The sequence below is a fragment of the Clostridium gelidum genome, from assembly GCF_019977655.1.
In the GTDB taxonomy this organism is placed as follows: domain Bacteria; phylum Bacillota; class Clostridia; order Clostridiales; family Clostridiaceae; genus Clostridium; species Clostridium gelidum.
In genome coordinates this window covers 4133341-4158430 of sequence record NZ_AP024849.1, presented here as the reverse complement: position 1 = coordinate 4158430, position 25090 = coordinate 4133341, and the positions used below count along the sequence as shown (strand labels likewise).

Here is a 25090-nt window from a genome sequence, read left to right as displayed (position 1 = left end):
TATAAAAGTATCTATAAATAATAGTTAAAAACACAATATATGTAAAGGGTTTATTAACAAGGAGGATGATTATAAATGAAAAGTGTAAAATTAAAAAAAATTATAGCTGCAGCAATTGTAGCAGGAATGATACCAGTAATGCTTCAAAGTGGAGTAAATGCGGAATGGAAACAATCAACAGATAATGGTAGTTGGAGTTATGCAGATGATAGTGGAGTAGCTACAAATTGGAAGTTAATAGATGGAATTTGGTATAATTTTGATTCAGCAGGAGTAATGAGAACTGGTTGGATAAATGATAATGGAACATGGTACTTTGCAGATACATCAGGAGAAATGAAAACAGGCTGGGTAAATGATAAAGGGACTTGGTATTTTACCGATGCATCAGGAGCAATGCAAACAGGATGGGTAAATGACAAAGGAACTTGGTACTTTAACGATACATCAGGGGCAATGCAAACAGGTATAGTTGAAGTTAATGGAAAAGTATATTCTCTTGCATCATCAGGAGCAATGCAAACTGGTAAAGTCATTATAGATAATAAGGAATATAACTTTAGTAATAATGGAGATGCTGTTGGAGAAACACCACAGGCTGTTAAAGCTTTTGATAATAAAGGTGCTGGTGTTACGAAACAAGCTGATAAGACAGCAAATACTGAGGCTTTGCCAAGTAGCTCATCATCAAGTAGTAGTTCATTATCTAAAAATTCATCATCTGGTAATTCGGGTTCAAATGGTGGAAATTCAGGGACAAATGGTGGAAATGCTAATCAAGAACAAGATAAGTGGAATTTAGTATGGAGTGATGAATTTAATGGTGACAGTTTAGATGCTAATAAATGGAGTTATCAATATGGAAATGGTACTGAATATAATGCAGTAGATTGGGGAAATAATGAAAAAGAATTCTATACTGATAAGAATACAAAAATAGAAGACGGAAATCTTATTTTAGAAGCAAGAAAAGAAGAAACTCCAATTTTGTATGGAGATAAGGAATATAAATATTCGTCAGCAAGAATCAGAACATTAGATAAATATAGTAAGACTTATGGAAAAATAGAATCTGCTATTACTATGCCAAAAGGACAAGGATTATGGCCAGCATTTTGGATGTTGCCAGATGATAATGATGTATATGGAAAATGGGCTAGTGGTGGAGAAATAGATATTATGGAGGCTAAAGGAGGACATCCTAATAATGTGTGGGGAACAATTCATTTTGGTAAGGAATGGCCTAATAATACATCTAGTGGAAGTCATTATACATTCCCAGAAGGAAAAGATATTTCAGGAAAGCACATTTATTCAGTGGAATGGGAGCCAGGCGAAATTAGATGGTACGTTGATGGGGAATTATATTATACAGCTAATAATTGGTTTAGCAAAGGTAATGATCAACCAGAACCATATGCTTATCCAGCTCCATTTGATAGGAACTTCCATATGATTCTTAATCTTGCAGTAGGTGGAGCGTATGATGGTAATGTAGAACCAGATGAATCATTTAAATCGGCACAAATGAAAGTAGATTATGTAAGAGTATATGATTTAAATGGAAAATATCCAGTACATGAAAACCCAGCATCTAATACAGGAGAATTAAAAGGGGCAAGAACTCCTTTAGATAATGGAAGTTATGTTTTGGATCCTACGTTTAAAAATATAAAAGCGACTAACGCGGAAGATCTTTCTTTTGACAACTGGAATCTACTTACAGCAAGTGGCGGTGAAGCTACATTTAAGAACGATAATGGATTAGATATTGATATTAAAAAAGGTGGAACTGTAAATTACGGAGTTCAGTTAGTTGATCATGTTCCTTTAAGACTTAATAAAAAATATACATTAAAGTTTAAAGCAAAAGCAGATAAAAATGCAACAGTTGAAGCTCAATTTGGTGGGGGTTCAGATAGAGGTTATGCGAAATATTCAGATGCTTTTAAAGCAAATCTTACAAATGAAGAAAAAGAATATGAATATTCTTTTGTAATGAAAGATACACCTAATGTTCATGGTAGACTAGAATTTAATCTTGGATTAACTGATAATGTTAATCTTCATATTACTGATGTAGAAGTGACGCAATCTGAGCCAGATGTAGTTTCAGATGAAGATACAAGTACTGCAAAAGCACCATTAGCAAATGGTAATCATATTTATAATGGTAGTTTTAATTTAGGAGATAATAGAATGGGGTTCTGGGATTTTACAGGCAAAGGTGCTACTTTTGAAAGTGATAAAGTTAAATCAGAAGCTGTAATAACAATACCAACTGCAGGAACTAAAGACAGTGTTGTATTATCTCAAAAAGGAACTAATCTATTACAAAGTGATATCTATAAACTTAAATTTAAAGCACATGCATCTAAAGATAGATCAATTGATGTAAGATTTGCATCAAAAGATGGAAAAACAACTTATAATCAAAATACATTTAATTTAACTACAACAAATACTGACTATGACTATGACTTTACTATGCCAAAAGGAACAACTGATGAAGAGGCAATTACACAATTTTTAATGGGGGATAATATTGGAACAGTTTATATTGATGACATTGTACTTATAAGAACAACAAATAACAATGTAAATTATGATGGCGTTGATTTATATCCAATTAAAAATGGAGATTTCTCTTTAGGATATAACTATTGGCAAACTATGGACAATCAAGGCGGTTCAAAAGCAGATTTTACAACAACAAATGATGCAGCTACTATTGATGTTAAAGCATTAGGTACAGAAAATTGGAATGTAATGTTATATAGTAATGATATGAAATTATCTAAGGGTGTTAATTATACTTTAGAATTTGATGCTTGGGCAAAGAATCCTAGAGATATAGTAGCTAAAGTTGAAGAAAATGCCACTTATTCTTCTTATGCATCAAAAACTTTATCACTTAAACCTGATTCTCAACATGTAACGTTAAACTTCACAATGGCTAAAGATGATGTGGCACAATTAAAATTCATATTAGGTAACACAAGTAGCCCTGCATTAGGAAAAGTATATATTGATAATGTTTCACTGAGAGTAAAGAATGCACCAGTTAAAATGCCAGCAACATTAGTATCAGATAGTACAGACAATACAATTGGAAATGATATTAATATTGCTTATGCCGGTGGAGATACAGGTTGGAAAGACTCAATCAGTGGAATAAGTGATAACGACACTGATATTGATAAGAGCTTATATACAGTAGCAGATGGTCAAATAACATTAGATAAGAGTATATTTACTGAAAAAGGTGATTATAATATTGTTGTAAAATCTAATGGCTTTGATGATACAAAAATAAGTCAAATTATAAAAGCAGCAGCAGGAACAGTAAATTATGATAATCTTATTAGCAATGGAGATTTTACTTCAGAATTTAGCGATTGGAAGAATTATGCTACAAGTCCAGCTGCAGCAACATTTAGTATAACAGGTGATGCAGATAAAGCAGCAGCTATTGATGTTACAGAATTAGGTATATCAAAAGCTTGGGATGTAATGTTATTTAGTAATAATATAAATTTATCAAAGGATGTAAAGTATACATTAGATTTTGATGCTTGGGCTGATCAAGCCAGAGATATAGTAGCTGAGATTCAACAAAGTGCTGGTGCTTATTTCACTTATAAAGAAGAAACAGTAGCACTTGATGGTACTAAGGATAAGAAACATGTAACTTTAGAATTCACAATGCCAAATGATGATACTCCACAAGTGAAATTCTGCTTTGGTAACACAACTAACCCTGCATTAGGAAAAGTATATATTGATAATGTTTCACTTAAAGTTAGTAATGTTACAGTATAAATACAAGCAACATTAGTACAAGCTTAAGAAAAAAATAGTAAAAATGAAATAAGGGACAAATATTTTCAAAATTTAATTGTGGGAAATAAGGTGATTGTGTAAGGAGTATCTATAAAAGATACTCCTTTTTCTATTGTTATAAGTAGTTAGAATATTGTTAGTATTTCATGTGCATTTTTTTGATAAGCAAAGAATAAGTTAGAAAAATGGTGTAATATATATTATGTTGGGATATAAATGAGATAATAGATTATTACCATATATATACTGATTGTTGGTGGTTGCTAAAAGTGCTATAATTATGTAATAACAGGGGATAATAAAGGGGGAAAGGGTTTAAAAAACCGATAAGATATGAAAAATAAAATTTTAGCTACTTCGTTAGCGATTATAATAGCAATTGGCACTACAATGCCAGTATTTGCAACGCCAAATAATGCGCAATTAAGTGAATCAAGACAGAAATATGCAGAAATTGAAAATAAAATAACAGATATTGAAAATAAAATTTATGATTTAAGTGCTCAAATAGAACCATTACAATTTACTGTAGATAAGAATAAAAGGGAAATAGAAAATATTAATATGATTACTGAAAATACTGGAAAAGACATTGTGCAATGTAAAAAAGAAATTAATGATTTAGATTTGGCTTTAGGACAAAGGGTTAAAGGAATGTATTCAGCAGGAGAACTGGAATTTAATTATTTAAACTTCGTACTTGAAGCTGATTCAACCACTGAACTTTTTTCTAGAGTACAAGCAGTGAGTAAAATTGTAGGAAAAGATAAAGAATATATAGAAGCAATTGATACTAAGAAAGAAGAATTAAATAGTAAAGTAAAGTCTTTAGGTGATAAAAAGGATGAAATAAATAAATTAAATAAAGAAGTACAAGACACTTTAAGCCAATTAGATGGAAAGAAGAAAGAACAAGAAGTTTTAGCCAATCAAGCTAAAGCAGAAAAAAGTAAATTCGATGCAGAATATTTATCGCAATTAGAAAGAGAGGCTGTAAAGACTCAATTTGATACTATAGATAATGCCAATAGTTCATCTATAGAAATTGAAGGGGCAATTAATCAATTAGTAAGTATTAGAAATAATCAAATTAAGAGTCCCATTGTTACTAAGGAAATTAACGATAAAATAGAAAAAGCAAAAGTAGCAGCAAAACAAAAGAAAGTAGTTGAGGAAAAAGAAGCAGCAAAACGTGAACAAGAAGCACAAGCAGCAAACGTAAAATCAGAAACGTCAAATACAAAATCAAGCGGCAAAAAATCAAATTCAACAGTAGCAGCACCAGCAGCAGGAAAGGCTCAAGCAATTTTAAATGAAGCATATAAACATTTAGGAGCAAATTATGTATGGGGTGCAACAGGCCCGGATACCTTTGATTGTTCAGGATTTACTGAGTATGTGTATGAACATGGAGCAGGAATAGATATATCAAGAACAACATATACACAAATTAACGTTGGACAGTCAGTTAGTGAAGATCAACTTAAGCCAGGAGATTTAGTATTTCCACATGCAGGTCATGTTGGAATATATGTTGGTAATGGACAAATGATTCATGCACCACAAACGGGTGAAGTAATTAAAGTAGGACCAGTATATGGTTTTTATGCAGCAAGAAGAATACTTTAGTATAAACCAGATTGTTAAAAAAAGAATTTTGCTTATTTTTGAGTAAAAGATATATAATTTACACATATATATATGAATAGATGAAAAGGAGAATAATTGTATGAATGCATTAGAACTAAAAAAGAATTTTTATTGGACGGGAGTATTAGACCCAGAGTTAAAAGTATTTGATATTGTTATGGAAACGGAATTTGGGACTTCATATAATTCTTATCTACTTAAAACAAGTGAAAAGACAGTGCTATTTGAAACAGCAAAAGCTAAATTTTTTGATGATTATTTAGAGACATTAAATAAACTTGTTGATATAAGCGAAATTGATTATATTGTAGTAAATCATACGGAACCAGATCATGCAGGTAGTATAGAAAAACTTATTGAAATGAACCCTAATATTAAAATTGTTGGTACATCAGTTGCTATAGGATTTTTAAAGAATATTGTAAATCATGATTTTTATAGTATAGCAGTAAAGGAAAATGATACTTTAGATTTAGGCGATAAAACTTTACGTTTTATGGTTCTTCCAAATTTACATTGGCCTGATACAATGTATACATATATTGAAGAAGATAAAACTTTGCTTACTTGTGATTCTTTTGGTTCACATTATAGCTTTGATGAAATTTTATTAAGTAATGTTACAGACAATGAAGGTTATATGAGAGCTAATAAATATTATTTTGATAATATTATTGGACCATTTAAACCATTTATGATAAAAGCCTTAAACAGAATTAAAGATTTAGATATTGATATGATTTGTACAGGACATGGTCCAGTAATTGATTGTAGAATAGATGAGATTAAAGAAATTAATGCTAAATGGTGTACTGTAGTTAATCCAAATCCAAGAAAAACAGTAATTATACCATATGTAAGTGCTTATGGTTATACAAAAGAATTGGCAGGCGAAATAGCTAAGGGAATTAAAGCTAGTGGGGATATAGATGTAAGAGATTATGATTTATTAGAAGTAGAGAAAAGTAAAGTCTTAGAAGAATTAGGATATGCAGATGGTATTCTTTTTGGTACACCTACAATTGTTGGTGAAGCATTAGAACCAATTTGGGATTTAACTATATCAATTTTTGCTAAAACTCATGGAGGAAAGCTTGCGAGTGCTTTTGGAAGTTATGGCTGGAGTGGAGAAGGAGTTCCTCATATTATAGAAAGATTAAAACAACTTAATATGAAGGTTGTTGATGGATTACGAATTAAATTCAAACCAAGTGATAATGATTTAAGTGAAGCTTATGATTATGGTTTTAACTTTGGTTGTATTTTGCAAAATAAAGAAAATCAAAAAAAGAAATCTGCAAAGAGAACTTTAGTAAAATGTTTAGTTTGTGGTGATATATTTGATTCTAGTCTTGAAATTTGTCCAGTTTGTGGTGTGGGCAAAGAAAACTTTATATCAGTTGAAGTGGATGAAAATGATTATAAGAAAAATACAAATGAAATTTATTTAATTTTAGGAAATGGTGCAGCAGGAATAAGTGCAGCAACTGCAATAAGAGAACGAAATGAAACTTGTTCTATAGTTTTAGCTTCTAATGAGAATGTACTAGGATATAATCGTCCAATGTTAACAAAGTCAATGATAGCTAAGTTTAATTCAAATCAAATTGCAGTTCATGATGAAGCTTGGTATAAAGAAAATAATATTACAAATGTACTTGGAAGAGAAGCAATTAAAATTGATACCAAAGAAAAAGAAGTTATTTTTGAAGATGGAATTAAGCTTAAATATGATAAATGTATTTATGCATTAGGTTCTGAGTGTTTTGTTCCTCCAATTTTAGGTAATGATAAGTCAGAGATTATAGCAATTCGTAGTATTTCAGATACAAATAAAATTGCAGAATTGCTACCAAGAGTTAAGAACGCTGTTGTAATTGGTGGAGGTGTTCTTGGACTTGAAGCTGCATGGGAATTAAGTAAAGCAAAATGTAAAGTTACTGTATTAGAACTTGCAGATAAATTAATGGGACGTCAATTAGATAATGAAGGCGGAAAATTCCTAGAAGAAATAATTAAAGGTGAAGGAATTGATGTAAGATTAAATGTAAAGATTGATGAAATAGAAGGTGTAGATTCAGTTACAGGTGTAAGAATTAATGAAAGCGAAATTATTGAAGCAGATCTTGTTATTATATCTTGTGGTATTTGTGCCAATTCTAAAATAGCAAAAGAAGCAGGAATTAATGCAAGTAGAGCTATAATTGTAAATGAAAAAATGGAAACTAATATTTCTGATATTTATGCATGTGGAGATTGTGCAGAATATAATGGAATAAATTATGGTATTTGGCCACAAGCGCTAGAAATGGGTAAAGTAGCTGGTGCTAATGCAGCAGGAGATTCATTAACATATGAAACAGTAGATTCTACTTTAACCTTTAATGGTATGAATACTTCATTATATGCAATTGGAGATAATGGGAAGAAGCCTAATGTTCAATATAAAACAGTAGAATTTAAAGATCCAGTTAAAAGGACATATACAAAATACTATTTTACAAATAATCGTTTATGTGGTGCTATATTAATTGGTGATACTAGTGATATTGTAAAAGTAACACAAGATGTAAAAGAAAATAAATTGTTTAAACAAATATTTTAAGTAAAAAATTAAAAATAAGGTTAGAAGGTAATTAAAACTTTCTAGCCTTATTTTTGTTAAAAGTGTACAATAGTATAAAAGTTGTAATAAATAGACTGGAGATTTAATAGAAAACTAAGAAATTCATGTGTTTATAAGAAACACATAAAATATTAGGAGATATAATTATGAAAATAAATTATAAGCATTTAAGCACATTTATAATTTTACTTATAATAGAAATATATATAGGACTTTTCGTGCATGATAATATAATTAGACCTTTTGTTGGTGATGCATTGGTAGTAGTTCTAATATATTTTTTCATTAGAAGTTTTATTAGCAAACATATAAGATTTTTACCGGTGTATATTTTTTTGTTTGCTTGTTTGATTGAAGTAGGCCAATATTTCAATTTGATTTCTTTATTACACATGGAAAATCTTAAAGGTGCAAAAATAATTATTGGGTCAACTTTTGATTTAAATGATATTTTTTGCTATTTTCTTGGGACAATATTAATATTTGTATATGAAGTTAAGTGGAGTAAGTAAGGTAGTTGAAGTTTTAGAAAGCATAACATAAAGAGGTCTTCTTCATTATGAAGAAGACCTCTTTAATTAATAGATTTATTTAAATAAGTTATTTTGGAATTCTTTTTAAAGTGGTATGATGGTGCTTATTACAACCTAAAAATAATGGGACATTTTCAATGTCAACATCACTATTCTCAAGTCCAAACCATTTTGTTGGTGAAACAGTATATCTTTTTATAAATAACTTAGATTTAAGTACTAATGATTCCCAAAAATCTAAATCTGATTCATATGAAAGTTGTTCTTGGATTATAATAAAACGAAAATCACCAACTTTTCTATCAGGCATTGTAGTATAGTTTCTAGATTGAATTTTTATTTCACCATTTTCAACTAATTCAGTTGAAATTTGGCGTAAGAAAACATTCAATTTTTGTTCTACTCGGAAACCAAGCTTTATATGAACTTTTACAATGTATAATGTTCCCAATGTATCTATTGAATATTCTGCGTCATAAGGTTCATCAGTAACACTAATATTAACAAACCAGTAAACTTCTGCTTTCTTAGGTCTTTTATCTAAAATAGAGTACATTATGCTTCTTTCAATTTGGTTAGGATCTTCGCAACTAGTTAAACATACAAGATTTGTTGTATATTTAGGGCGATCAGCATCTTGACGTAATTGATTTAGTTGTGTCTTATAATCTGCAATTGGGACATTTTCTAATAAACGAAGTTTAATATAGTGTCCTTTAATCCATATATACATAATAAAGAAAATTACTAAAGCAATTATGACAGCTACAAATCCTCCATGCATAAATTTAGCAGCATTTGCAATGAAGAAACAGAATTCAAAAGTACCAAAGAAAATAAGCATACTTACTGCAAGAGCAAAAGGAGTCTTTTTCTTTAATAAATAATTAAATAAGAGAATAGTTGTCATTAACATAGTAACTGTAATTGCAAGTCCGTAAGCTGCTTCCATATGTGCTGAATTCCCAAAGTAAAGAACAATGCAAATACAAACAAACCATAAAGATTTATTAATTGTTGGTATATAAAGCTGCCCTTTAGTGCTAGATGGATACATAGTATGTAATCTAGGAAATAAATTCAATTTAATTGCTTCAGAAACAAGTGTAAAAGATCCGGAAATTAAAGCTTGCGAAGCAATGATTGCAGCCAAAGTTGAAATTATTATACCGTAAATTAAAAAATTGTGTGGAATCATTTGAAAAAATGGATTTAAGTCTTCCACATTTAAAAAAGCTGGATTTTTCCTAGCGGCTAATAGCCAAGCTCCTTGGCCAAAATAATTTAATAATAAGCATATTTTAACATAGGGCCATGACGAATAAATATTATGTTTACCAACATGCCCAAGATCTGAATAAAGAGCTTCAGCACCTGTTGATGATAAAAATATACCACCAAGAATAAAAAATCCTAATTTATTTTCACTACCAAAAAGAGTCATAACAGCATAGTGCGGAGATAGTGCACGTAATAACGTCCAATCATGAGAAAGGTTCATAATTCCAAATATTGCTAATGTGGAAAACCAAATAAGCATTATTGGACCAAACATTTTTCCAATTAAATCAGTTCCAAAATGTTGAATGAAAAAGAGGGCACTAATGATTACTATTACAATTAAAACAATGTTATTTTGATTGCTACCAAAAGAAGCCTTAAAACTTGGAATTAGATCTAGTCCTTCGATTGCCGAAGTTACAGTTACAGCAGGTGTTAGCATTCCATCAGCTAAGAGTGCAGATCCACCAATCATAGCTGGAATGATAAGCCACTTTGCACGTTTACGAACTAAAGTGTAAAGTGAAAAAATTCCACCTTCACCTTTATTATCTGCATTTAAAGTAATAAGAACATATTTTATTGTTGTCAAAATAGTAATTGTCCAAAAAACTAGAGACAAGACGCCAAGAATAAAATTTTCAGATATATTTTCTAAGCCTCCATTACCTTGAATAACTGATTTCATTACATAAAGTGGTGAAGTTCCAATATCCCCATAAACTACACCTAGTGTTACTAAAATTCCCCCTAAGGTTGCTTTAGAAATGTTATTTTGCTTCGTATTTGATTTCATATTTAATCTTCCTTTACATTTAAAAATAGTTATGTATTAGTTCTAATTAAGTTTATATATTGAATTATTTCTTCGAAGTTACTCTTTTAGCTTTATTTTAAACAGTAACTTGTACATTATACATTATTAATTGAAACATAAATAGTATTTGTTAATTTTAGAAATAATATTTATGATATCACTATTTAAAAATAAGTCAAATATCTTAATAACCTAATATTAGTCTTCTTCGACATTCTGATTTTTGACGAGGCAACATTTTTGATATATTCTCTTCCATCCATTTTCGTTGTTCATAGGAAAACCTTTTTCCATAGAATAACATAAATTGATTATTAGAAGATTCATCTATTAAACCATAAGTAGATTGGGTAAATTTAATATACCCTAAAGACTCTAATAATGCTGTATCATGCAAATAAATAGACTTTTGTTCATCAAATACTTTTAAGTTTAAATCCTTTTCTAATTTAGATGCTAAAAGATTGTGTTTAGACTCACCACATTCATTAAATTTTCCATCTTTGGATAACCAACCGCATATACCCAATTTATCCATTTGTTCAATAGGACAGATACTTATAATTTCATTTATTAAACAAAACTTCAAATGTATCTCCCTATTTTAACACCTCACTTTCTTGTATAAATAATTCTAATCTATTATAAATGATTTCTTTCAAAATGGCTATGTTTTACCACAGTGTTGAGTGTCAAATATTATTCAGTTATATTTTAACTTAATTCTCACTTCTAATTTCCTGGAAATCAAGAAATACATTACATTAATATTAATAAAATATCATTTCATTAGAGATACTATTATTAGACATCATTTATTCGATATTATATTTTAGATGTCTTACATAATATAATTCAAGAAGGAGGATTTTAAGATGAATGGAAAAAGTAATGGAAATAAATTTCGTAATTTAATGAGGGTGGGGAACTTTACTAAACATGCAATAGAAGACTTTGAACAAAATATAGTGAATCAAAAAGACTATTTAGAAAAGGTTAAGGAGAATGAATCGTCTAAGAATTTAGAATAGGATATATTCAATTACTTTATATGCCTAAATTTAATTAAGAGGTGTAAATTATGGAAAATATATTAGGATATTATCTTTTACCACATCCACCAATAATTATTCCAGACATAGGCAAAGGGGAAGAAAAAAAAATAGAGAAAACAAGTTTGGCTTGTAATTGCATAGGAAGAGAAATAGCAGATATTAAGCCTGATACAATAATAATTATAACACCACATGCTGCAATGTTTTCTGATGCTATAGCGGTATCAGACGACGATATAATCTATGGGGATTTAAGCCAGTTTGGATGCACTAATATAAGGATGAACATTCCTATAGATAGGCAATTTAATATTAGGTTGGGGACAGCTTGTCATTTAGAAGGAATACCATCAGTTCTTGTGAATTCAGATTTTTTAGAGAATTATAACGTTAGTTATGAATTAGATCATGGTACTTTGGTTCCATTATATTTTGTTAACAAATATTATAATGATTATAACCTTGTACATATTACTTATTCTATGATAGGTAATATAAATTTATATAAATTTGGGATGGCAGTAAAAAAAATAGCAGAGGAATTAAATCGAAAGGCTGTAATTATAGCCAGTGGAGATTTATCTCATAAACTTAAAGATGAAGGGCCATATTCTTATTCACCATATGGAGAAAAGTTTGATCATGAGCTTCTAAAGAATTTAGAAAATGGCGATGTTGTTGGAGCTTTTAATATGAATAAAACTATGGTTGAAGAAGCTGGACAATGTGCATTAAATTCTGTTTATATACTTCTTGGAGCAATGGAAGGCAAGGAAATAAATGGTGAACTTTTATCTTATGAAGGACCTTTTGGAGTAGGCTACAGCGTAATGAAACTTAGAAGAGGATCGGAAAATAAAAGTAATTTAGATTTATTAATAAAAGATAAAGAAGAAAAATTTAAAAAAAAACTAAATAGTAAAAATCCTTATGTAAAGCTTGCTAGAGAAAATTTAAATCATTATTTTTCTCGTGGAAAAGAGATAGCAGAAATATCTAATTTACCGAGTGAACTTTTAGCACAAAGACATGGAGTTTTTGTGTCGTTAAAAAAGTTTGGTAATCTTAGAGGTTGTATAGGAACCATAGCACCTACAACTAATTCTGTAGGCCAAGAGATAATAAGAAATTCAATAGAGGCAGCCATCCATGATCCAAGATTTCCAGCAGTTTTAGAAGATGAACTACAGGATATTGATATATCTGTAGATGTTCTTATGGATTCGGTGCCATGTGAAAAGGAAGAGCTAGATCCTAAAAGATATGGTGTTATTGTTTCTTCTAGTGGACGACGTGGATTGTTATTGCCAGATCTTGAGGGCGTAGATACTGTAGAAGAACAATTAAATATAGCTTGTGATAAAGCTAATATAGATAGTGAAGGATATTATAATATAGAGAAATTTGAGGTTGTAAGATATAAAGAAATATGATGGCTTTAGAGGAAGGTGATAAGTTATGGATATGAAGATACCATTTTATGAAGAATATAGAGATAAAATTAGATGTAGAATATGTCCTCATAATTGTATATTAGATGAAGGGAAATTTGGAATATGCGGAGTTAGAACTTTAAAGAATAATGTACCTGTTGCCATAAATTATGGAGGCGTTACGTCTATGGGAGTTGACCCTATAGAAAAAAAGCCTCTATACCACTTTAAACCATCAAAAAATATTTTATCTCTTGGAAGTTTTGGATGTAATATGACCTGTAGCTTTTGTCAAAATTATGAAATATCTCAAGGCAAACCAGAGACACAATATATGAGTGTAGAAAAATTGATTGATATAATTCCAAAAGTAGAAAATAATGCAGGAGTTGCTTTTACTTATAATGAACCATTTATGTGGTATGAATATATTTATGATGCAGCTAAAAGTATAAAGGAAAATAATCCGGATACAAGTGTTGTAGTAGTAACAAATGGTTACATTAATGAAGAGCCACTTTTAAAACTTATTCCTTATGTTGATGCTATGAATATTGATTTAAAGGGATATACAAGTAGATATTATAATAAGATTTGTGGTGCAAGACTCGAACCAGTTTTAGAAACTATAAAAATAGCTAATAAATATTGCCATGTGGAAATAACAACTTTGCTCGTTAGCGATGAAAATGATTCTATAGAAGAAACCAGGGAAATAGCTAAGTTTATAGCTAGTGTTAATGAAAATATACCTTTTCACTTAAGTAGATATTTTCCGAGATATAAAATGGATAATGCAGAAACTAGAATAGATACGATAACGCAAGCTCAAAACGAAGCTAAAAGATATTTAAAACATGTGTATGTAGGAAATGTGGAAGGGGTTGATAATAATACATATTGCTCTAAGTGCAATGAATTGATTATTAGAAGAAATGGATATTCTACTGAAATTCTTATGAAAGAAAATAAATGCGAAAAGTGCGGGGAAGATATATACCTATAAAAAGAGTACAAAGCCGCAACCAAGAACTTAATTAAACAACTAAGACTATTTTAAATATTAAGTCTTCAGGAGCTATTAAAACTCCTGCTTTTTTTGACCTAAATTATTAAGTGTAAAAGGATTAAATTTAATGGCACCACTATATTGATAAGGATAAAATTGTTTTAAATGTGAAAGGTAGCTTATCCATTGCAAAGTTAATGCTTTATATACTCTATTAATATCACCCTTAAGATGCACGCAATCATCAGTGGTTAATTCCTTATGCTTTAAAAATATGATTTCATCTCGTAAATGCATTAATGACATAAGCAAATCAGCAAAGGTTTCATGCTCTAAAAGACTCTCATTACTTATAAGATTAGACAAAATATCTCTACTTTCAATAACTAGTGTCTTAAGTTCAGGATAATTAATTTTTTCAAAATCAACATTATGATCATGGGATTTTAATTTATTACCAGAAGTCTTTAAATCAGCAAAGTCCAATTCTAGAGATTGAATCTTTTCATCTCCTTCAACTATTAGCTTCAATAGAATAAATCCAATATCACTAAAAAATAATCCGACTAACATATTTAATTTACTTACACGCTCAAGTTTAGCACGTCTCTCAACAAGTTTTTCAAACATAAGAGTTACAGCAAGGATATTTATTGGAATAAAACAAAGATTCATTAAGGAATAATATTCAGTATTCTCCAATTGACCAAATATTAAATAGTGAATTAAAAACATGATAAATGATAAAAAAATTAAAAGAAATGAAACTAATAAATAGTGTTTTGAATTTTTCATATGTACTCCCTTTTGAGAAATTTTTATTTTTTTGATTGTGCCTTATTATAACAAAAGCATTTCTATTTTAACAGAATATACAACATATAAGCAAATGAATAAAAAGAACAACAGTGTTTATCATATATTGTGGAACGATTGTGTTAAGATGCGAAAGAGAATATAATAACATATGATAATTAAATTTCTATAATAATTAAAATATTTATAAAAAAATTAAAAATGAGATATTAAAATAGTAGAAATATGTTTATAAAAAGATTATTGTTTTGATAAGTGAAAAAGTACCTAAGAGAAAGATTGCATTTTGAAATATATAAACTATTTATTTTTTGAATTAATTTATAACAGATTAAGAGGTTAAAGGAGAACAAAAAGATGAGTGAAGATTTAATTGATTTTTGGAAAAAGTGGATAGATGGAGAAGAAGAAATTGATGTTACTGCTGATTCTATTATTCTAAAATATTCCATGATTAATAAACAAAGTGATGATGGTGTTAAAGATTGGGTATGTTTTAATTCTAAGGATAAACTATATTCATTTATTAAGTATTTACTATTACCATCAATCCAACTTACAAGAAGTATAGGAGCTAAAGAATCTCAGGTATATTTTGATGTGTGTGAGTATAGTGAAACTATAAAATTGTTGGAAACCTTTAAATTAGATTCTTGTAAAAAGGATATAGAAGATTATAAAAGGTGGCTTGGGGAAATTGAAGTATTAGAAAATAATGAATATTCTTTAGAATCTATAACAAATTTCATTAATATAATTTGTTGTGAAGTGGCTAAAACAGAAGACATTTTTTTTGAATTACAATTATTTAAAAATATAAAATGTGTAGGGAATATTATTATAAAGCAATATGAAGATGATAACATGTTAGATGTATTGGAAAGTAAATTTGAATTAAGCAAAGATGAAATAAAAGATTTATTTGAAAGTATTGATAATAATAAATTAGTGTTTAAGAAAATCCTTGATTTATTAAATGAAAGATTTATATAGAAGAATCTTGTAATTCTAATATGACATACTGTTGGCATATTTGGGATGTTATAGTTTAGATAAAGCAGGAGGTAAAGATTAATGAAATTTGAATGAAAAAAACATGATAAAGAATTATATATGCAAAAAAACAAAGTGGAATTAATTACAGTCCCAGAATGTAAATTTTTTATGATTAAAGGAAACGGGAATCCAAATGATGAGAAATTCTCTGAAGCAATAGGGGTTTTATATTCTCTTTCTTATGCAGTAAAAATGATGCATAAAAATGGAGTGATACCAGATGGATACTTTGATTATACTGTTTTTCCTTTAGAAGGTGTTTGGGATATGAGTGAAAAAGGGAAATTGCAAGACACTCTTGATAAAAATGAACTTATATATAATATTATGATTAGGCAGCCAGATTTTGTAACAGAAGAAATTGCTATGAAAGCAATTGAAATAGTCAAAAAGAAAAAACCACATCCATTATTAGAATGTGTAACCTTTGGTAATATGAATGATGGATTATGCGTACAGATGCTTCATGTTGGTTCCTATGATGATGAACCAAATAGTTTTGCTATGATGAAAGAATATTGTGAGCAAAATAACTTAAAAAGAATAACAAAAGTCCATAGAGAAATATATATTTCTGATGGCCGTAAAACAGAAATATCAAAATTAAAAACTGTTTTACGTTATAAGGTAAGTGCTATAGAATAAAAATAATTATAAATATCGTAGTATTCAATAAAATGAATTTACGATATTTTTTTACTCAATAAGTAAAAAATATTACGGAAAAAGGAAATTTTTATAGTAAAGGTATAGAATTTAAATGTAATTATATAAGATTGGATATATTAAGCATGGGAAATATGTTATAATTTTCATGTTAAATATATAAAAGGTGGGGTATCGAGTTATAAGAAATATATATGAGAATGTAAAATAAGTATTATTTGAAAAGAAATTTAATTAGATTTTAGGAGAAGTTGATTAATATGTTTACAATTGAACAAATTAAAAGCAATAAGAAAGAGTATTTACCATTGTTATTGCTTGCAGATCCTTGTGAAGAAATGATTGATTTGTATCTTGATAAGGGAGAAATGTATGTACTAAATGATGAAAATAAAATACTTTGTGAAGCAGTTGTTATTGAAATATCAAATACAGAATGTGAATTAAAGAATATTGCAACAACTGAAGAACATCAAATGAAAGGATACGCAAAAAGAATTATAGATCATATTTCTAATATATACAAAAAAAATTATAAAGAAATGTTTGTTGGAACTACAAGCGCAGCAGTTCCATTTTATAATAAATTAGGATTTCAGTATTCGCATACTGTGAAGAACTTTTTTGTAGATAATTACCCTAAATCAATTTTTGAAGGTAATGCTCAGTGCGCTGATATGCTGTATTTGAAAAAAGATTTATAAATAAATTAATTAAAAAAGCGAGGATATTATGGGAATAAAAATGATACATCATGTATGTATTCAAACTGAAAATTATAGAGAATCCCTTGAATTTTATACTGATATTTTAGGATTTGAAGTTGTGCAAGAAACAAAGAACTTTCACAATAGAGATTTTAATACATGGTTAAAATTAGGCACATTCATGATTGAATTGCAAACTAATAAAAAAGAAGATAAGTTAAATAATTGGAATGAGTTAAATGCAGGAATAGTACATATGTGTTTCTTGGTAGACAATGTACACGAAGAAGTTAATAGAATAAAAGAATTGGGTTATACCAAGTTTAAGCTTAAAAATGGAGAAGCAATATACAAAGTTGAAAATAATTGTTTATGTAAAATTAAAGCACCAGAAGGCACTGAAATTGAAATGAGAGATAGGGAATTATGAAAAAATACCTATTACCAATTGCTATATTAATGCTTTTTCTTGGAATTGGCATTACTTTAAGTGTCAGCTCTGGAAATTATTTTTATTTATTCAATTTTATTTATATAGGAAGCTTTGTATCAGTTGGAATGGTTTTATTTATAAAAGGATGGAAATATTCTAGATTAATTGTTCAATTTGGTGTAGGTCTTTATATGTTTGTGTTTTTAGGGATATTTTGCAAGGAGAATATGCAAATAGAAGGATTTTGGTACTATTTATTTTTAGGTGTTTTCCAAGCTGCTACAATTCACTACATTGTAGCAAAAATTGCTGGACCATTAATTTTTGCTAGAGGTTGGTGTGGATATGCATGCTGGACGGCTATGATTTTAGATTTATTACCATATAAGACACCACAAAATCCACGTGTAAAAAAAATTTCTTATATAAGATATATTGTGTTTATATTTTCATTTTCGTTTATTGGTAGTTTGTTTTTATTTAAAGTAGACAATATTGAGAATATAATGTTTCAAAGCTTTATAATATGAAATATACTTTATTATGTTATAGGAATAGCTCTTGCATTTAAGTTAAAGGATAATAGAGCTTTTTGTAAGTATATTTGTCCCATCACAGTATTTTTGAAGCCCATGAGTTATTTTTCTTTATTAAGAATTAAAGTGGACAAAAATAAATGTATATCATGCAATAAGTGTAGATCTGTTTGCCCAATGGATGTGGACATGCTAGATAATAAGAGAAATCGTAAAAATGGAACAGAGTGTATTGTATGTAAAGAGTGTATTAGAGCATGCCCTAAAAATGCACTTAAATCTTAGTAAGCTTATTGTGTGGTGGAGATACACAGAAAGGAAGTTGAAGAATGGTTATTGAAAAGTTAAAGTTAGAAGATATTGAAGGTTTATTAGAATTATATAAGGAGCTTACTCCTTTTGAGAATTCATTAGAAAAGTCAATTGAAATATACAAAGAAATACTACAAGATGAACAGTACTTAATAATAGCGGCTAAAGAGAACAATAAGATTATTGGTTCTGCACTTGGAGTATGTTGTAAATGTCTTTCAGTAGGAGGAAACCCATTTTTAGTAATTGAAGATGTAATTATTAACGAGGACGTTAGAGGTCAAGGAGTAGGTAAAAAAATAATGACGGCTTTAGATGAATTTGCTAAAGAAAAGAATTGTGATTATGCAATTCTTGTATCTTCTGATTATCGAAAAGGAGCCCATGTATTTTATGAAAATTTAGGATTTATTGATGGGGTAAGAGGATTTAGAAAAATGTACACAGATTAAAAAGCACGCACCAATGAAAAAGGCACGAAGTGCAACCAAGAACTTTTCACCTATAAGAAGATACGCACATATAAAAAAAGTGCGAAGCACAATTAAGAAATTAAGTAAAAAGTACAAAATGGCAAAATATTATAAATTAGTAAGTTGTAAATTATACTAATTATATTATATGTGAAAATGTTAATATATATAATAGAGTAAGAGAAAGGATTTGGGGGAAGAAATATGGAGATTAATAATAACGAAATAAGAGAAAATGCAAGACTCAGTTTAAAAGGAAATTGGAAGGTTGCAATAGTAAGTTCTTTAGTGTATAGCATTGTTAGTATTATAGGAGATTTTATACCGGAGTCTAGCAGTATATGGTTTTCTATATTAACAACTATTTCTAATGCACTATTGATATTTGGGTATACAGCTATAATGTTACATATAGTCAGAGGTGAGGATGCTGAATTTTCGGAAATTTTTTCTGAATGCAAGAGATTTTGGAAGGGCTTGGGAATGACAATAGTAGTTAACATTTACATCGGATTATGGACATTGCTATTGGTAGTTCCAGGTATTATAGCATCTATTAAGTATTCTATGACGTTTTATATATGGGTTGATAATCCTAAAATTGGTATTGACGAAGCAATAAATAAAAGTATTGAGATGACTGACGGGCATAAGATGGATATATTCAAATTATACTTAAGTTTTATAGGTTGGATTGTATTATCCTTAGTGCCAAGTTTTGTGGTATGGTTTTGGTTTAAAGAATATGCTCTTGGAATTATGTCTCTTGGAATGATTTTCGTAAGTCCTTATATTGAAGTATCTATGGGAACTTTCTACAATACGTTAGTCAAGGAGAGGGGAAGTCAACTCACATTAGGGGAATAAGCAAGAAAGTTCGATATATTATCAAAATTAACTAGGCATAAAGGAAGGTAAGATTATGTGTAAAAAGAGAACAAGAATTTTACTCCATGCAAAGTCAGCTATGAGCAGTTGCATGTATGGAGTAAGTTAGAACTGCTCATTGTAAAGGCTTTGCATACTTAATTATTTTATTAAATTTAAGGAGCAAAGTTAAAATGAAAATAAAAAATATACACAAATTAAAAAGAATAAAAGATCTTCAACAATTAGAAATATTAAAAGAGCTAAAAAATTTCTTGATATTATGGAGTAGTCAATCATTATCACAATTTGGCAGTAGCATGACAAGTTTTTCACTTATTGTTTGGGCATTTGAGAAACAAGATTCTGTATTGTCAATTTCGATGCTTATGATATGTTCACTATTACCTAGTATTTTACTTAGTTTTTTAGCAGGAACATTTATAGATAAGTGGAATAAAAAATTAATAATGATTATATCTGATACAATTGCAGCTATTTGCTCAGTATTTGTATTGATTTTATTGTTCAACAATAGACTTGAAATAAGTTATTTGTATATTATAAATGTTATACTTGGAATAATGAATGCATTTCAATCACCTGCTTCAAGTGTAGCAGTTACTATGATTGTACCTAAAAGGCATTATATTAAGATAAGCGGATTGCAATCATTATCTTCTTCAATGGTTACAACATTTACACCTTTAGTTGCCACATCTATATATGCTTTTGGAGGAACGAAAGTAATTTTATTTATTGACCTTAGTACTTTTTTTGTAGCATTTATAGCATTACTATTTTGTGTTAAGATACCAGATTATGTAGCGTATAAAAAGAAACAAAAATTAAGTACTTTAGCAGATTGTTTGGATGGAGTTTCTTATATTTTTAACAATAAAAGCATTTTACATTTAATAATTTTTATGGGTTTTGTGAATTTGATTGCATCAATATATAATTGTAATTTAACTCCAATGATTTTAGCTAGAACAGATAATAATAAAATTATTCTTGGAGTCATTACATCATTTGTAGGTATTGGTGGGGTTATTGGAAGTATTTTATTTACCATAAAAAAAACTTCTAAGAGCAAAGTAAATACAATATTTAATTCTATCACTTTCTCTTTTTTGATTTGTAACACTTTACTTGGAATAGGCGGGAATGCTTATATTTGGTCATTTGCAGTACTCGCAGGACATATTGCAGTTCCTTTTTTAACTGGAAATGTAGAAGTTTTAATGAGAACTAAAGTTCCGATAGAAATACAAGGTCGTGTATTCTCAGCAAGAAATACTATTCAATATGCCACAATACCTATTGGATATATATTAGGTGGAATATTAGCAGATAAATGTTTCGAACCAATAATGGCTTCAAATTCTTATCTTAAGCAAATACTTTCTATGATTGTAGGAAGTGGTAAGGGCTCTGGGATATCTATTATTTTTATTATAATTGGAATTACAGGATTTGCTGTATGTTGTATGTTTAGAAGAAACAAATATATAAAAGCTTTGGATGATTAATAATTGATAAGAATAAAAAAGATAATTAAAAATATCGTATTATTTAGTTTAAAATGAATTTACGATATTTTTTTACATATGCAAAGGAATATCCATTTGGAATAATTAATGGTAATAATTTAGAAGTAATAGTTAGAGATCCTATAGCATAAATTTCTTTATTTTACTGCTCAGGTTTGCAATCTGTAGATTTTATGTAGTAAATAATAAAAAAGATGTTCTTTGAAGTTAGAGTATAATTTTATATTACAATTTATGTTATAATTAATTTGGAATAGTAAATATTGTGAATTTTATTAAATCTTTAGAATATAAGGTGGATCTATAAAATGGATATAGGAACAATTTTAATTTTATCAATGATTCTATTTGTAATAATATATTTTTCAGTTAGGTTAGCAATTAATCCATTGTTAAACAAGACAGAAAAAATAATCACAGAAAATAATAATATTGGATTAGTTAAATTACGGGATATAGAAATATTAAGTGATACTGAACTTGAGCAAGTAATAAAACTATATAAGAACAAAAGTGTTGATAAAAAAGACTATGAGCAGTATCAAAAATATGCAAAAGTCCTAAATGAATTGAAGGAGATTGGATATTTATCTGTTGAACAATATTCAAGTAAGGCTAACAAACTTAAAAAGTATTTCAAAGTTGATTAGTATTTGATTTGTAGATATTTCTTAAATCATGAATTAATAAAAAAATAAAAAAACTAAATTTGAAAAATATAAATAGTTATTGCTATGATTTGATAGAAAATTCTTTGGATGAAAAGTACCATGTTATATATAGTTCAATGGCTTTACATCATATTGTGGATATAGATAAATTATTAAAAAAATTCTATAATATGATTAATTCAAATGGTACATTATGTATTGTTGATTAAATGAAGATGATGGAAGGTTTCATTTAAATGAAGCTGGATTTAACGGTCATAATGGATTTTCTAATGTTAAATCACAAACATTTTATAAAAGTACACGTGAAATTGATGAAGAAGAATTAAAATATTCTTTATTTATAATGACAGCTGATAAAATAAATAATTAAGATTTAAAAAAGATATACACATTAAATATTTAATTATTTCATTAATATTTAATAAAATAATTATTAAAGTATTATAATATAATAGTAAGTACCCCATAGTAAATTACCAAAAGAGGGGTGAATGGAAGGAGAACTATAATGTACAGAAAACAAATTGAAGATTATTTTACTACTCACAAAGATGAAATGCTAAATGATATATGTAGCATTATCAAAATAAAAAGTGATAGAGAAGAAGCGATAAAAGGAATGCCTTTTGGAAAAGGTCCAGCTAAAGCACTAGAAGCAGCATTAAATTTAGCTGAGGGAATGGGGTTTATTACTAAGAATTATGATAATTATGTTGGAACTATTGATTTTAGTGAAAAGGAAAAGGGATTAGATATCCTTGCTCATTTAGATGTAGTTCCAGCTAGTGACGATTGGGTTGTTACAAAGCCTTTTGAACCTCTTATAAAAGATGGAAAATTATATGGTAGAGGAAGTGCTGATGATAAGGGGCCAGCAATTGTAGCATTGTATGCCTTAAAAGCAGTTAAAGACTTAAATATACCACTTAGCAAAAATGTCAGACTTATTTTAGGGACAGATGAAGAGTGTGGTAGTGAAGATATTGATTATTATTATAAAATTGAAAAAGAAGCACCTATGACGTTTTCACCAGATGCAGATTTTCCAGTTATAAATATTGAAAAAGGTCGTCTAGCTAGCACATTTGAAGCTAAGTTTGAAGAAGATGTTATGCTTCCTAGAATAGTATGTGTACAAAGTGGAGTTAAGGCAAATGTAGTTCCAGACAAAGCAACTGTTACAATTGAAGGTTTTAATAATGAAGAAATTAAAAAGTATTTAGAGGCTGTTGAAAAGAAAACTGGGATAAAATTCACAGTACATGAAGAAGCTAATGAGAAATTGATTATTTCTGCAAAAGGAAGTGGCGCACATGCATCTACTCCTGAAAAGGGTGATAATGCATTAACTGGAATATTAGAATTGCTTAAAGATATGCCATTTGCAAAGAGTGAGGGTTTTAATAGATTATGTGAAGTGCAAAAGTTATTTCCTCATGGTGATTTTAATGGTGAAGCTAGTAAAGTTAAGATGAGTGATGAAATATCAGGGGAATTAACTATTTCATTAAATATTTTTGAATATGATACTGAAGGCCTTAGTGGAGTATTTGATTGTAGAGCTCCAATTTGTGCTACAAATGAAAATTTACGTGATGTTTTAAGAGATACTATGAAAAAAGAAAACATTATTCTTTCTTCTGATGATTTAACTGAAGCACATCATGTAAGTGCAGATTCTGATTTTGTGCGTACCCTTTTAAAATGTTATGAAAAATATAGTGGTAGACAGGGAGAATGTCTTGCAATTGGTGGGGGGACATATGTACATCATCTTAAAAATGGTGTAGCATTTGGTTGTACAATGCCAGGAACTGAGAATAATATGCATGGAAATGATGAATTCGCAAACATAGATGAATTAGTACTTAGTGCTAAAATATTTACTCAAGCAATAATTGATTTATGCACTTCTTAAAAAAAACGCGAAACGCAACCAAGAACTTACTCTTTGAACATTTTATATTAAATTAGGTAGGTGGTTATATTAAGAGTCCAATGAGAATTTAATATAAATTTAGATTGAAAAATAAAAAATACCACATTAATAAATTTGTGGTATTTTTTTCTTGCGAGGTAATATATTATTAGTTAAAAAACAATATAGGAGTAACTAAAAACAAATTAGAATTTCTTATTTACAAAATATGTTATAATAATATAAATTTAGTAATAATTGAAAGAAGAGTAATAGATATGCGAAAAATATGGAGGGGCTTTTATGAATATATGTATAGTTGAGAAGGATATAAAAGAAATTGAAATTATAAGGCCATTATGGAAGCAACTTAATTCTGTTCACTTGGATAAATCAATTTATTTTAAGAATAAATATGAGACATTTACATTTGACAAAAGAATGGAATCTATATATAAAAAGGCTCAACATGGTATTGTAAAACTTGATATGATTTTAGATAGTGATAACGGGAATTATGTAGGGTATTGCTTAAGTTCAATTGAAGATACTTTAGGTCAAATAGAATCTATATATATTGAAAAAGAGTATCGTAAGTTTGGATTAGGCGGTACACTTATGAAAAGTGCGTTAAGGTGGTTTGAATCAAATGTAATAATAAATATTGAAATTAGTGTAGTTTATGCAAATGATGACGCATTATCTTTTTATGAACGTTATGGGTTTCATATTGGAAATTATATATTAAAAAAGTAAAAACTAAAAAGTTATAATTTGAATGTGTCAATATTAAATCAGGTAGGTGGTTATGTGAAGAGATGCATTGTATTAA

At 28.6% G+C, this 25090-nt stretch carries 23 protein-coding genes; 20 read left to right on the top strand and 3 right to left on the bottom strand.

The window, feature by feature from the left end:
* Window positions 1-75 precede the first annotated feature (75 nt).
* The 4 genes from psyc5s11_RS19125 (at window position 76) to psyc5s11_RS19110 (ending at window position 8631) form a co-directional block, all read left to right on the top strand.
* Complete coding sequence (locus tag psyc5s11_RS19125; protein ID WP_224034078.1) at window positions 76-3822, top strand: carbohydrate binding domain-containing protein; 3747 nt, start codon at window positions 76-78, stop codon at window positions 3820-3822.
* Between the two features lie 354 nt (window positions 3823-4176).
* Entirely contained in the window at window positions 4177-5472 is a 1296-nt protein-coding gene (locus psyc5s11_RS19120) for a C40 family peptidase (RefSeq protein WP_224034077.1), read from the top strand.
* 100 nt (window positions 5473-5572) lie between these two features.
* Entirely contained in the window at window positions 5573-8098 is a 2526-nt protein-coding gene (locus tag psyc5s11_RS19115) for an FAD-dependent oxidoreductase (RefSeq protein ID WP_224034076.1), read from the top strand.
* A 167-nt stretch (window positions 8099-8265) separates the two neighbouring features.
* A complete protein-coding gene (locus tag psyc5s11_RS19110; protein ID WP_224034075.1) occupies window positions 8266-8631 on the top strand; it encodes a ribosomal maturation YjgA family protein in 366 nt (121 codons plus the stop codon).
* An 88-nt stretch (window positions 8632-8719) separates the two neighbouring features.
* Here the strand turns inward: psyc5s11_RS19110 and psyc5s11_RS19105 are convergent, their stop codons facing one another.
* A complete protein-coding gene (locus tag psyc5s11_RS19105; RefSeq protein WP_224034074.1) occupies window positions 8720-10729 on the bottom strand; it encodes a KUP/HAK/KT family potassium transporter in 2010 nt (669 codons plus the stop codon).
* Window positions 10730-10934: 205 nt separating this feature from the next.
* Window positions 10935-11339, bottom strand: coding sequence for a hypothetical protein (locus psyc5s11_RS19100; RefSeq protein ID WP_224034073.1), 405 nt, complete (start codon window positions 11337-11339; stop codon window positions 10935-10937).
* Window positions 11340-11625: 286 nt separating this feature from the next.
* Here psyc5s11_RS19100 and psyc5s11_RS19095 point away from each other — a divergent pair, with 286 nt between their 5' ends.
* From psyc5s11_RS19095 to amrS, 3 genes are read left to right on the top strand one after another with little or no spacing between them, the layout of a single operon-like run.
* Window positions 11626-11781: a hypothetical protein gene (locus psyc5s11_RS19095; RefSeq protein ID WP_224034072.1), complete on the top strand. Its 156-nt coding sequence runs from the start codon at window positions 11626-11628 to the stop codon at window positions 11779-11781.
* A gap of 50 nt (window positions 11782-11831) precedes the next feature.
* The gene (gene amrA, locus psyc5s11_RS19090; RefSeq protein WP_224034071.1) at window positions 11832-13238 is read left to right on the top strand and encodes an AmmeMemoRadiSam system protein A; all 1407 of its coding nucleotides are present in this window, start codon (window positions 11832-11834) and stop codon (window positions 13236-13238) included.
* 25 nt (window positions 13239-13263) lie between these two features.
* The gene (gene amrS, locus psyc5s11_RS19085; protein WP_224034070.1) at window positions 13264-14244 is read left to right on the top strand and encodes an AmmeMemoRadiSam system radical SAM enzyme; all 981 of its coding nucleotides are present in this window, start codon (window positions 13264-13266) and stop codon (window positions 14242-14244) included.
* Between the two features lie 75 nt (window positions 14245-14319).
* Here amrS and psyc5s11_RS19080 read toward each other — a convergent pair whose 3' ends face one another.
* The gene (locus psyc5s11_RS19080) at window positions 14320-15042 is read right to left on the bottom strand and encodes a hypothetical protein (RefSeq protein ID WP_224034069.1); all 723 of its coding nucleotides are present in this window, start codon (window positions 15040-15042) and stop codon (window positions 14320-14322) included.
* Window positions 15043-15420: 378 nt separating this feature from the next.
* On the opposite strand from psyc5s11_RS19080, the gene psyc5s11_RS19075 reads away from it, so the two are divergent.
* The 13 genes from psyc5s11_RS19075 (at window position 15421) to psyc5s11_RS19020 (ending at window position 25014) form a co-directional block, all read left to right on the top strand.
* A complete protein-coding gene (locus psyc5s11_RS19075; protein ID WP_224034068.1) occupies window positions 15421-16056 on the top strand; it encodes a hypothetical protein in 636 nt (211 codons plus the stop codon).
* Window positions 16057-16176: 120 nt separating this feature from the next.
* The gene (locus tag psyc5s11_RS19070) at window positions 16177-16764 is read left to right on the top strand and encodes a GyrI-like domain-containing protein (RefSeq protein ID WP_224034067.1); all 588 of its coding nucleotides are present in this window, start codon (window positions 16177-16179) and stop codon (window positions 16762-16764) included.
* 281 nt (window positions 16765-17045) lie between these two features.
* Window positions 17046-17489, top strand: coding sequence for a GNAT family N-acetyltransferase (locus psyc5s11_RS19065; protein ID WP_224034066.1), 444 nt, complete (start codon window positions 17046-17048; stop codon window positions 17487-17489).
* A gap of 28 nt (window positions 17490-17517) precedes the next feature.
* Window positions 17518-17922, top strand: a complete 405-nt coding sequence (locus tag psyc5s11_RS19060) for a VOC family protein (RefSeq protein ID WP_224034065.1) — start codon at window positions 17518-17520, stop codon at window positions 17920-17922.
* Window positions 17919-18455: a hypothetical protein gene (locus psyc5s11_RS28260; RefSeq protein ID WP_375541965.1), complete on the top strand. Its 537-nt coding sequence runs from the start codon at window positions 17919-17921 to the stop codon at window positions 18453-18455. Before psyc5s11_RS19060 ends, psyc5s11_RS28260 begins: the two co-directional genes overlap by 4 nt.
* Window positions 18456-18458: 3 nt before the next feature.
* Window positions 18459-18746 carry a 4Fe-4S binding protein gene (locus psyc5s11_RS28255; protein ID WP_375542016.1) on the top strand — a complete coding sequence of 96 codons (288 nt, stop codon included), beginning with the start codon at window positions 18459-18461 and terminating at the stop codon, window positions 18744-18746.
* Window positions 18747-18790: 44 nt separating this feature from the next.
* Window positions 18791-19225, top strand: a complete 435-nt coding sequence (locus tag psyc5s11_RS19050; RefSeq protein WP_224034064.1) for a GNAT family N-acetyltransferase — start codon at window positions 18791-18793, stop codon at window positions 19223-19225.
* 225 nt (window positions 19226-19450) lie between these two features.
* On the top strand, window positions 19451-20113 hold the full coding sequence (locus psyc5s11_RS19045) for a DUF975 family protein (RefSeq protein ID WP_224034063.1): 663 nt from the start codon (window positions 19451-19453) through the stop codon (window positions 20111-20113).
* A 194-nt stretch (window positions 20114-20307) separates the two neighbouring features.
* A complete protein-coding gene (locus psyc5s11_RS19040) occupies window positions 20308-21645 on the top strand; it encodes an MFS transporter (RefSeq protein ID WP_224034062.1) in 1338 nt (445 codons plus the stop codon).
* Window positions 21646-21974: 329 nt separating this feature from the next.
* Window positions 21975-22316 carry a hypothetical protein gene (locus psyc5s11_RS19035; protein WP_224034061.1) on the top strand — a complete coding sequence of 114 codons (342 nt, stop codon included), beginning with the start codon at window positions 21975-21977 and terminating at the stop codon, window positions 22314-22316.
* Window positions 22317-22375: 59 nt separating this feature from the next.
* Window positions 22376-22546: a methyltransferase domain-containing protein gene (locus psyc5s11_RS19030; RefSeq protein ID WP_224034060.1), complete on the top strand. Its 171-nt coding sequence runs from the start codon at window positions 22376-22378 to the stop codon at window positions 22544-22546.
* A gap of 302 nt (window positions 22547-22848) precedes the next feature.
* Complete coding sequence (pepV, locus tag psyc5s11_RS19025) at window positions 22849-24258, top strand: dipeptidase PepV (RefSeq protein WP_224034059.1); 1410 nt, start codon at window positions 22849-22851, stop codon at window positions 24256-24258.
* Between the two features lie 303 nt (window positions 24259-24561).
* The gene (locus psyc5s11_RS19020) at window positions 24562-25014 is read left to right on the top strand and encodes a GNAT family N-acetyltransferase (RefSeq protein WP_224034058.1); all 453 of its coding nucleotides are present in this window, start codon (window positions 24562-24564) and stop codon (window positions 25012-25014) included.
* Window positions 25015-25090 lie beyond the last annotated feature (76 nt).